This window comes from Pseudomonas sp. NPDC087185 (assembly GCF_044744955.1).
GTDB lineage: Bacteria > Pseudomonadota > Gammaproteobacteria > Pseudomonadales > Pseudomonadaceae > Aquipseudomonas.
On sequence record NZ_JBIUZK010000006.1, the window covers coordinates 488,974 to 500,302 of the forward strand.

Annotated in this window: 5 protein-coding genes; all 5 read right to left on the bottom strand. The window is 65.0% G+C overall.

Annotated features, from left to right (window positions below):
- Window positions 1-3: 3 nt before the first annotated feature.
- A complete protein-coding gene (locus ACIPIJ_RS22480) occupies window positions 4-1,275 on the bottom strand; it encodes a diguanylate cyclase domain-containing protein (protein WP_401080638.1) in 1,272 nt (423 codons plus the stop codon).
- A complete protein-coding gene (locus tag ACIPIJ_RS22485) occupies window positions 1,272-1,838 on the bottom strand; it encodes a YfiR family protein (protein ID WP_401080640.1) in 567 nt (188 codons plus the stop codon). The genes ACIPIJ_RS22480 and ACIPIJ_RS22485 overlap by 4 nt, the downstream gene beginning before the upstream one ends.
- Window positions 1,839-1,910: 72 nt before the next feature.
- Window positions 1,911-3,986: an exodeoxyribonuclease V subunit alpha gene (recD, locus tag ACIPIJ_RS22490; RefSeq protein WP_401080643.1), complete on the bottom strand. Its 2,076-nt coding sequence runs from the start codon at window positions 3,984-3,986 to the stop codon at window positions 1,911-1,913.
- Window positions 3,983-7,654, bottom strand: a complete 3,672-nt coding sequence (recB, locus tag ACIPIJ_RS22495) for an exodeoxyribonuclease V subunit beta (protein WP_401080646.1) — start codon at window positions 7,652-7,654, stop codon at window positions 3,983-3,985. The genes recD and recB overlap by 4 nt, the downstream gene beginning before the upstream one ends.
- Window positions 7,651-11,127 (bottom strand): exodeoxyribonuclease V subunit gamma, encoded by a 3,477-nt coding sequence (recC, locus tag ACIPIJ_RS22500; RefSeq protein WP_401080649.1) that lies wholly within the window; start codon window positions 11,125-11,127, stop codon window positions 7,651-7,653. The genes recB and recC overlap by 4 nt, the downstream gene beginning before the upstream one ends.
- Between the last annotated feature and the right edge of the window lie 202 nt (window positions 11,128-11,329).

Below are 11,329 nucleotides of genomic sequence, written 5' to 3' on the forward strand. Positions count from 1 at the left end.
GGTTCAACTCCTGTTCTTGATCTCGGCGGCGGACCGTTCCGTCTGCGCCGCTTGCCAATGGCCACGGCGCTTGCGCTTGGCCTGGTACATCGCCGCGTCAGCGGCATTGAGGAGGCTGGCGGGGTCATCGCCATCATCCGGGTAATAAGCGATGCCGACGCTCAGCGAGGTGCTGATGCTGCCACCGCCGTCCAACTGCATGGGCAGTTGCATACTGGCGATGATCTTCTCGGCGATGCGTTCGGCGTCTTCGCGTGACTGCAACGGTGTCAGCAGCACGGCAAATTCATCGCCGCCCAGCCGCGCCACCAGGTCATGCTCGCGCAGTTGCGCGCGCACGCGGTCGGCAACGTTGATCAGCACCGCGTCACCCACGGCGTGGCCGAGACTGTCGTTGATCTGTTTGAAGTGGTCGCTGTCGAGGAACAACAGCGCCATGTGATTGTGCTGCCGGGCGGCATTGCGCAGGCTGCGGCTGAGGCGGCCTTCGAAGAACGCACGGTTGGGCAGCCCGGTCAGGCTATCGTGGCTGGCCTGATGGGCCAGGGTGGCATTCTCGTTCCGCAGGTGGCTGTGCCAGACCTCCAGTTCATCCAGCAAGGCGTTGAAGTCGTTGCCCAGTTCGTTGAGCTCGGCAATGGGCGCCTCCGGCACGCGGCGGTCGAAACTGCGCTCGCGCCGTGCGGCGTGGGCGACGCTGGCCAAGGCGCGCAGGGGGCGGACGATATCGCCGAGCAGGCGCCGCGACAGATACAGCGCCACGAAAGCGCTGAGGACGGTGCAGAACAGGATGCCGCCAAGGCCGCTGAGGAGGAACAGCAACAAGCTGCGGCCCTGGCCAACCAGCTCGATGTGCCCGACCTTTTGCTGCTGGTGCATGACCGGCAGGTTGATCGGCTTGCCCAGCAAAGCCGTTGCCACCTGCGCCTCCAACTGCCCAAGCATGCCATCATCGCTGCGCTGCCAGTGCGCCAGCTGCTCACCGTCGTTGTTGAAGACCTTGGCATCGGCCACTTCCTCGGCCCTGGCAATCAGCTCCAGCGCCTCGTTGGCCGCGGCGCTGTCATCGAACACCACGGCAGCTTCGACGGTGTAATTGATCGAGCGGGCGATCAGGTGCAGGTTGTGGTTGGCGTAGACGCGCAAGGCAAGCACACCCAACACGGTCAGCGAGATACCGACCAGGCCTACGGCCAGCAAGGCCACGTTGAGGTGGCCACGGCCCAACACCGAGCGCAGGGTCGGGCGCACGCGTTTTTTGCCGGTCACTTTCATGGCTGCACCGCCCGGCGCCGCGACAACTGCAGCACGCTGGGGTGAATACGCACGCCGGAACGTGCCACCGAGTCGAGGTTGACCTCGAATGCCACCTGCTGGTCGCTGACCCGCAGGCAGAACAGGCTGCCGACCGTGCACGGGTCGTCGGCTTCGCTGATGCTCAAGACCGGCTTGCCGCTGACCGCCTGGAACAGCCGATCACGCTGGCCATCGTCGAGCTTGCCGATGTACACCGCATCACAGGCCTGGGCCACTTCGCGATCATCGGCGAGCAGGCGACGCACCTGCAGCGGCTGGCCGGAGTTCTGCAGGTTGCCTTTGATCAGGTCGTCGGCGTATTCGGTGGGGCCTACCAGGCACAGGCGAAGCGGCACCGGCTCGGCCGGCCAGCGTGCATAGCTGAGAATCCCCAGCACCACCTGGGTCACGGCCCTGGCCCGTTGCTGGGCCTGGGCCGAGGTGGCCGAATCATTCGCCCAGGCAGGGCCGCCCAATAACAACAAGGCGACCAGCAACAGCGAATGCGCACAGCCCGTCACTCGTCTCCCGGCCACTGTCATGTGGGAAATCTCTCAAAGTCCCTTCAGATATTGGCGCAACGATAGCACAACGCCGCCACTTCTGTAGGCGCCTCAGACCTGCTCGAGCATCAGCCCGGAGATCCGCCGCACCTTGCGTGCTACCGCTTCTTCGAAGATGCCCTGGCGCGGCTCGATCAGGCTGAAACAGTGCTTGGCCCGGGTAATGCCGGTGTAAACCAGCTCCTTGGTCAGCACCGGGTTGAGGGCGTCGGGCAACACCAGCGCGGTGTGGCTGAACTCTGAGCCCTGGGACTTGTGGACGGTCATGGCGAATACCGTTTCCACCTCGTTGAGGCGGCTGGGCAGGACGAAACGCACCCCGCCACTGCCGTCATTGCGCGGGAAGGCCACACGCAGCAGTGGCTCCCCATGTTCATCCGGCAAGCGCAGGGCGATGCCAATGTCGCCGTTCATCAGGCCGAGGCCATAGTCGTTACGGGTCACCAGCACGGGGCGCCCTTCATACCAGGGCTGCTGGCTATCGATCAGCCCGGCGCTGTGCAGCACTCGCGCCACCCGCTCGTTGAGCCCTTCGACACCCCAGGCGCCCTTGCGCACCGCGCACAGCAACTGGAAGTCCTCGAAACTGCGCAGCACCTTGCCAGCCCATTGCTCCCAGCGCGGGTCGTCGAAGGCGCTGCCGTGCGCAGGGCGGTAACGGCCGATGGCGCGCAAATAGCTGCGATAGCCTTGCGGGCCTTCGGCCCCGCGATTGAGGCCATCGAGGATCAGGCGGTCGAACGCGCGGTCCTGCTCGCCGCGCAGGGCCAGGCCGAACACATCCGCCGGGGGCATCGTCAACAGGTCGCGTGCCGCCTGGGCTTGCTGGCGGTTGACCAGGCGGGCCAGCTGGCCGATGCCGCTGCCCTCGCCAAAGCGCCGGGAGAACCGCAGCATCACCACTTGCTGGGCAAGCGGGTTGCGCCGTGCATCGCCTGGCTTGAGGCCGCTGTCCGTCAACGACTGGCCGCCGATGTGCTCCAACCAGGCTTGGGTGGCGGGTGAGTAACACCCTTCTTCGGCATCCCGGCACAGGTCACCGAGCACCGCGCCGGCCTCGACCGAGGCCAGTTGGTCCTTGTCACCCAGCAGTACCAGCCGCGCCTTGGGCGGCAAGGCATTGAGCAGGTTGGCCATCATCTCGAGGTCGATCATCGACGCCTCATCGACCACCAGTACATCCAGCGGCAGCGGGTTGCCGGCGTGGTGACGAAAGTGCCGCGACCCCGGGCGGCTGCCAAGCAGGCGGTGCACGGTGCTGACATCGGTAGGGATCTGCCCGCGTACCTCGCTGCTGACCTGCAAACGCTCGACCTGCTGGCCAATCGATTCGGTCAGGCGTGCGGCGGCCTTGCCGGTCGGTGCGGCCAGGCGGATGCGCAGGGGCCTGCCCTGCTCCACCGCAGGGGCCTGCAGCAAGGCCAGCAGGCGCACCACCGTGGTGGTCTTGCCGGTGCCAGGGCCGCCGGTGATGATGCTGAAGCCCGCGCGGGTAGCCAGGGCGCAGGCCAGCTTCTGCCAGTCCACCTGCCCGGCCAGGGCGCCTTCGTCGAACAACTGTGCCAGGCGCACCGGCAGGTCTGCCGGGGCCGCGTCTGCCTGGCTCAGACGTTGGCGCAGGGTCTCGTCGATCTGCCGCTCGTAACGCCAGTAGCGACGTAGGTAAAGGCGCTCGCCACTGATGACCAACGGCCGCGACTGCTGGCCCAGGGTATTGCCAGCGGCCACCAGCGGGCTGGCGGCAATGCGTTGGCGCCACGTGTGCAGATCGAGGTTGGCCAGCAGTTGCGATGGCAGCAGCAAGGGGCCGGCCAGGGCATCACCTTCCGGCGGCAGCGACAAGGCGAAATCCGGCTCGGCGAGGGTCTGCTGCAAGTCAAGGCAGACATGCCCATGGCCAAGCTGATGGCTGGCCAACGCGGCGGCCAGCAACAGCAACGGGTCGCTACCGTGGGCACGCTCTTCGAGGAACGACACGAACGCCCGGTCGAGGGCGCGCAACCAGCCACGCTCGACCCAGCGGTCTAGCAGCTGCAGCAGGTCGGCGCTGTTGCGCTGCGGGGCCAGCGCCAACAGGTAGTCGGCGTTCAGTGGCGTGGGCAAGAGGTCATCGAGGGTGCGGCTCATGGCGCGGCTCCGGCAAACAGGTCCTGCTGTTGAGGCGGGTGAACACCGCGGAACAGTGCATCGAGTGCCTCGATCAGTTCGCGAGGCGGCTTGGCGTAATACACGCCATGGCCACTGCTGTGGGCGCCGCGCAGGAAGATGAACAAGGCGCCGCCGACATGCTGGTCGTAATCGTAATCGGGCAGCCGGGCTCGCAACTGACGATGCAGGGCCAACAGATACAGCACGTACTGCAAGTCGTAGCGGTGCTCGAGGATCGCCTTTTCCATGGCCGAGGCGTCATAGGCCTGGATGTCCGGGCCCAGCCAGTTGGACTTGTAGTCGGCCACGTAGTAGCGCCCCTCCAGCTCGAAGGCGAGGTCGATGAAGCCCTTGAACATACCGTTGAGCAACGTTGGTTGAGCGGCCGGGCGCGCTGCGCCTGGGTGGGTGTGGCGGGCTACCAGGCGGTCGAGCTGCTCGGCATCGACCTGGTGGCTGGCGAACCAGAACTCCATCTCGATCTGGTAATGCTGCAGTTGCGCCAGTGTCAGGATCACATCGCGGGCCGGCAGCGGCTCGCTCAGCAGTCGCTGCAGCCATTGGCTGAGGGTTGGAATCCAGCCGGCCCAGCCGCGCCGGTTGCAGCGCTGGCCGACGGTGCGTTCGATCAGCTTGGGATTGGCCGCGACTTCGGCGAAGCCTTCGCGACCGGCCCACTCGAGCAAACCGTGGAGGAAGGTACCCGGGTTCGGCCCACGCGGGAAGCGATGGATGTCACCACCGTCAGGGGGCACTTCACGCAGTACCTGGGCATCGACGACTTCGTCGTCCAGCAACTGCTGCGCCTGGGAGCTGTCGGCGCCCAGCGTCTGTTCACCGACCCGCAAGGCACTATAGGAAGCAATCCACCAATGCTCGGTTGCAGCGCGACGCGGCTTGCGGGCGGGCAACAGCTCACGTTCGGCGTGAGGGGGGCGGTAACAGGTGGCTTCGGCCTTCGGCAGGGCTGTGCAGGCAATGTGCGGGCAACCCGCCAGCAACCCCCGCAACCAATCCCCCAGCTGTGCCGAGCCCTGCAGCGGCAGGCCACCACCCAGCAGGTAGCCGAGCGCGGAGCGGTGCAGCTGCGAGCTCTTCTGGTTACCGCGCTTGAGGTCGGCAACGCCCAGCCAGCAGGCATGCTGAGCACGGGTAAGGGCCACATACAGCAGGCGCAGGTCTTCGGCCAGGCGCTCCTCATCAGCCAGGGCGATCTGCGCTTGGTCGGGGGTCAGGGTCAGCTGCGCATTGCCTTGGCTGTCGTGCCAGGCCAACGGCAGGCGACTGCCATCTACCGGCTTGCTTGTACAGATGAACGGCAGGTACACCAGCGGGTATTCCAGGCCCTTGGATTTGTGGATGGTCACCACCTTGACCAACTGCTCGTCGCTTTCCAGGCGCAAGATCTGGTCTTCACCGGCCTGGCCGGCGTTGGCCAGGTGCTCGGCCAGATGACGGATCAGCGCCTGTTCGCCATCCAGCTCGCCGGCCGCTTGCTGCAGCAGCTCGGCCAGGTGCAGCAAGTTGGTCAGCACCCGCTCGCCATCGCTGCGGGCGATGAGCGTGCGCGGCAGCTGGAAATCGTGCAGCAGGTGCCGCAGCATCGGCAGCACGCCTTGGCGCTGCCAGGTATCGCGGTAACGACGAAAACGCATCACCCAGTCTTCCCAGACCCGCTCGTCCTGATTCAGCTGGTCCAGTTCGGCCAGCGACAGGTCCAGCGTCAGGCTGGCCAACGCGGCCTTGAGCAGGCGCTCGGAGTCGGGTTCGGCGCAGGCCTTGAGCCAGGCCAGCAGGTCATTCGCCTCTTGGGCGGCAAATACTGAGTCCTTGTCGGACAGATAAACGCTGCGTACATCGCGGGCCGCCAGTTCGGCGCGCACCAACTGCGCCTCATGACCGTCACGCACGAGGATGGCGATGTCAGATGGCAGGCATGGCCTCAGTTCGCCTTCAGCCTTGCTGAAACCGCTCACGCCGCGCTGGGCGCCATTGAGCAGGGCGACGATATGGCTGGCGCAACTGGCCGCCAACTGCTGTCGATACTGCGTGCTGGAGACCGGTTCGTCACTTTCGAGTTGCCAGCACTGCAAGGCCGCGCTGGCCTCGCCGTCGATCAGCAGGCGCTCACTGCGGCCCTTGGCGCGCACTTCGATGAACGGCAGCGGGTTGTCGTCGGTTTCACGGAACAGGAACGCGCCGCGCCCTTGTTCACGTGCTTCGGCTTGCAGGAATACCTGGTTGACCGCCGCCACCATTGCCTCGCTGGAACGGTAGTTGGTATCCAGGCTATGCAGGCGGCCGGCGGTGGCGCGCCGGGCGGACAGGTAGGTGTAGATGTCGGCGCCGCGGAAGGCGTAGATCGCCTGCTTGGGGTCACCGATCATGAACAGGCCGGTTTGCGCGCGGTTTTCGCTGATGCAGTAGATGCGCTCGAAGATCCCGTATTGCACCGGGTCGGTGTCCTGGAATTCATCGATCAGCGCGACCGGGAACTGCTCACGGATCAGGCTGGCCAGGCGCTCACCCGCGTCGCTTGCCAGGGCCTGCTGCAGGCGCAGCAGCATGTCGTCGAAACCCATCTCGGCGCGGCGGCGTTTTTCCACCTCGAAGCGCGCCGAAACCCAGACCGCGGCATGCTCCAGCAAACGCGCATCCGGGCTGGCCAGAGCCTGCAGTTGTTGCGGCAGGTATTGCATCGCCTGCAGGGCCGGGTGGTCAGGCGGCTCGCCGGCCTTCCAGGCTTCGGCCATGCCGCTGGGGGTCAGCCGGGTAAAGCCGGTACCCAGGTCGAGCTCTGCTATCTGGTCGTCAGCGGCCCAGGCGCGCAGCTTTTCGAACCATGGCTCGAAGAAGCGCGCCTGCAGCTTGCGCCCATCCGCCTGCTTGGCGGCCACAGCGTCCCGGCAGATCTGTTGCAACTCATCGGCCCACTGCGCCCAGGGCGCCTTCAACTGGCACAGCTGATCGACGCGCTGCTGCAGCGCGACATCGATCAAGGCTTGCGGTTCTTGCTCATCCTGCTGCGCGCGCACGCGGCCAAACAGCGGGCGAATGCGTGGCAACAGTGCATCGGGGCTGCTCCAGTGACTGCGCACCCAAGCCAGCGCCTCGCCCTGCATGCCGTAGCAGAAGCGCCGCCAGTAGTCGCGCATGACCTGCCCCAGCAAGTCGCTGTGGTCGGTCTCCAGGCTCTGGGTGAACAGGCTGCCGCTGTCGAAGGCGTGCTCGCGGAGCATGCGCTGGCACCAGCCGTGGATGGTCGAGACAGCCGCTTCGTCCATCCATTGCACGGCGACTTCCAGGCGGTTGGCGCAACGTGGCCAGTATTCTTCGGGGTAATCGTCACGCAGCAGGTGCAGCAGCGGGTCGGCTTCTGGCAGTTCGCCGCGGAAGAAACGCGCGGCTTCGGCCAGGCGCGCGCGAATACGCTCGCGCAGCTCCTTGGTGGCGGCATCGGTAAAGGTCACCACCAGGATCTGCGGTGGCAGCAACTCACGGCCGAAGCCTTGCTCGCCGCCATGGCCGAGGATCAAGCGCAGGTACAGCGCGGAAATGGTGAAGGTCTTGCCGGTGCCGGCACTGGCTTCGATCAGCTGGCTGCCATGCAGGGGAAAACTCAGTGCCAAGGGACGGGCCTGGGTCATGCGCCACTCTCCGGATTGCCCAGGGTCTGCCAGGCTGCGCTGAATAACGGGCGGTACAGGGTTTCGCACCAGCCCTCGAAGGTTTCGTCGGCGCTGAGGGCGGCGAAGTCGCGGAACTGCCGGGCCAGGGCCAGGCTTTCGCTGCGCTCGCCGAAACGGGTGCGGCCGTCCCCTTCGTAGGCGTGGATGGCAGCGGCGAGCGCTTTGTCAGGGTCGTCCTGGGCCAGCCAGGCGAATGCGGTCTTGGCGGCCACCGGCAGCGGCGCATTCATTGCGGCCTGACGCGACACCAGCAGATGACCAAGCTGCTCGGCAGCCTCGTGGTGTGGCAGTGGTGCGAGCAGCAAGGTGATGTCACTGGCCAACAGGGCGCTGTGTAGCGGATAGCCTGCAGCGCACGCGGCCAAATGCATGACCCAGCTGGTGATCAGGCGGTGCCACTTGAGGCTGTTGCGCCCGGCGCTGAGGGTGTTGGGCACGGTGGTGATGCTCAGCAAGCTCTGATCGTCGGCCTGATACACCCGGCCAAGCCAGCCTTCCAGGCGGTGGCTGGCATACTCGAAATGGATTGGCAGTGCGCCCTCGACCACGGTGGGCCAACGTTGCAACAGCTGGCGGTGGCGCTGCAACAGATCGGGCAGCGGCTGGATCAGCTCGGCCTGCAACAACTCGCCGAAACCGGCCAGCGGCAGCAAGCCGCAAGCTTGCAGGCGGCGCGCCTGGGCCTGCAGCGCCTGTTCGGCGTTTTCAGGCTCGACCAATGCGGCACTGAGCAAGCTTTCACTGGCGCTGTAACGCTGCAAGGCATCGAGGACGAACGGCTCCTCGTCCGGGGTCGGTGCTTCCAGTGCCTCGAAGAACACTTTCAGCCGCTGACTGAAGAAGTGCCGTACCGGGTGGCGCAGAAAGTCCTGCAGCTGCGTCAAGGTCAGGGCTTCATCATTGCTGTAAGGGGGCAGGCCGAGTTCGGGCTGCATCTGCTCATCGGCATGCTGGTGCAGTAACTGCCACTCATGGGCGTAACTGAACAGCGCACTGCCCTTCTGGAAATAGCGGGGGCTGAAGGGTTGCAGCGGGTGCTCTTGCGTCAACGCATGCAGCAAGTGCTCGCCCGCTTGCGGATCATTGCCATCACCGACCAGGCGCCAACCGCTGGCCAGGTGGTCGCGCAGCTGGCCGATCAGCACGGATGCCGGGCGCTCGCTGTTGTCACGGATGCTGCGGCCGACCCAGCTGATATAGAGCTGGTCACGTGCAGACAGCAGTGCTTCGAGCAACAGGTAACGGTCGTCCTCACGGCGCGAGCGATCGCCGGGGCGGTAGTCGCTGGCCATCAGGTCGAAGTCCAGCGGCTGCTGGGCACGGGGGTAGTCGCCATCGTTCATGCCCAACAGGCAGACCACCCGGAACGGGATGGCACGCATCGGCATGAGGGTGCAGAAGTTCACCGAGCCGGCGAGAAAACGCTGGGACAGCTTGCCCTGGTCAAGGCCCGACAACCAAGCCTCGCGGATAACCGTGAGGGGCAGCAAGTCTTGCAGCCCGACGGTCTCGCAGACCTCAAGCCAGCTGTCGCGCAGCTCCTGCAATTGCATGAGCAGAAACTCGTCGTGCTCGTCCTCGGCCAGGAAGAACACCTGCAGCAACGCATTCAGGCGTTCGCCCCACTGGGCTGCTGTCGCGGGCTGGGACAAGGCGTGGTTGGCCACATCGAGGGCGTCGAGCAGGGCCACCAACGGACCGATCAAGGCCGCATCCAGGCCGCCGATTTCGTCATAGGGCTCGATACCGTCGCAGCCCTCGCCCATGCCCACGGCATAACCCAGCAACATGCGCCGCAGGCCGAAACGCCAACTGTTCTGCTCCAGGCCTTCGGGCAGGCCCAGGGTGGCGCGCTGCTCGGCATTCAAGCCCCAGCGGATACCGGCACCTTCGATCCAGCGGTGCAGGGTGGGCAGGTCGCTTTCACGGATGCCGAAGCGTGCGCGCACTGCCGGAACGTCCAGCAGGTCGAGCACTTCGCTGACGGCGAAACGGCTATCGGGCAGCTTGAGCAGGTGTTCGAGGGCAATCAGCAGCGGATCGCGCCCGCGCTGGCCCTGGTCGGTCAGAGTGAAGGGAATGTAACGCGGGTCGTTGCGTTGCAACTGGCCGAACACGGCGCGGATGTGCGGTGCATACGTGTCGATCACCGGGAGCATGACGATGACGTCACGCGGGCGCAATGTGGGGTCGGCGCTGAAACGGGCGAGCAACTGATCGTGCAGGATCTCCACCTCGCGCTGTGGGCTGTGCGCGATGTGAAAGCGAACGGAACGGTCCTTGGCCAGATCGACCTCGGGCCATAATTCTCGGGTTTCGGTGAGTGGACGCAGCTCGAGGATATCGTCCTGCAGCTGGTTGAGCAGTGTGGTTGGCTGGCTTTCGCTGAACAGGTCGATGCGCCCGTCACTGAATACACCCTGATAGCTGCCTGGGTCGTCGTAGCTGTCGAGCAGGTTGATGTAGTCACGGCCTTGCTTGCCCCAAGCTGCCAGCAAGGGATGGGCATGCTGGTGCAACGACTCGTCGTCCAGTTGCAAAGGCATGCCCTGCTTGCGCTGCTGACGTTTGTACTGGTGGCGCAGCAGGTCCTTGTCGGCAACGATGTCAGCCCAGTGGTGGCGGCAAGGGTTGTGCACGCACAGCAGCACCTGGCTGAAACGCGCGAGGCCGGCGAGTGCTTCCAGGGCTTGGGCGGGCAAGGAGGAAATACCGAACACGATGACCCGCGAAGGCAAGCCCGCAGGCGGCCGCTCGAGGCTATTGATACGTTCGATGAAACGCTGATGCACCCCTGCCCGGCTTTGGGCCATGCCCTGCTCACCGACATCTTCGAGCAAGGCCCGCCACAATTCCGCCTGCCAGCGGTTGCCCGGGGGCAGAGGTTTACGTTCGCCACGGGCCGTGTTGAGAATGTGCTCACCGGCCGACCAGTCCTTGAGCCAGTCGGCGCGGTAGACCTGGTACTGGTCAAACAGGTCAGCCAGACGTTCCGACAATTGGTAGCGTTTGCGCAGGTCGCTGTCATCGGTGAGAAAACGGCGCAATGGCTCAAAATGCGGGCGCTCGATCAGCGCTGGCAACAGACGCATCAGGCGCCAGGTCAGCGGCGCCTTGTCGAGCAGCGAAACCTCAGGAATTTCGTCGCGGCCCAGCACCTTTCTGTACAACTGCCACATGAAGCTGCCCGGTAACTGCACCTCGATAGCCGCGGCAATACCACAGCCGCCCTGGTCATCTTCTAGCGGGTCTTCGGCCAAGGCCAGCTTGAGCCATTGGGCGATACCATTGCTCTGCACCAGGGCAATCTCGTTTTCCAGCGGGGCCAGCGGATAACGCCGCATCCAGCTCACCACCAGGCTGCGCAGGTCGTCCAGGCGGTTGCCGTGCACGATCATGAAGCCGGGCTGGAGTGAGGTGGAATTGGCCATTGAGAGTTCTCTAGAAGGCGGATGCGAACTGATAGGGAACGATATCACGGCTGGCTGCCGTGACCGGACTTAGTAAAATCCAGAAAAGACAAAACCCCTACCTGCGTGCGCAGATAGGGGTTTTGCGAAATGAATCTTGACGATGACCTACTCTCACATGGGGAAACCCCACACTACCATCGGCGATGCATCGTTTCACTAC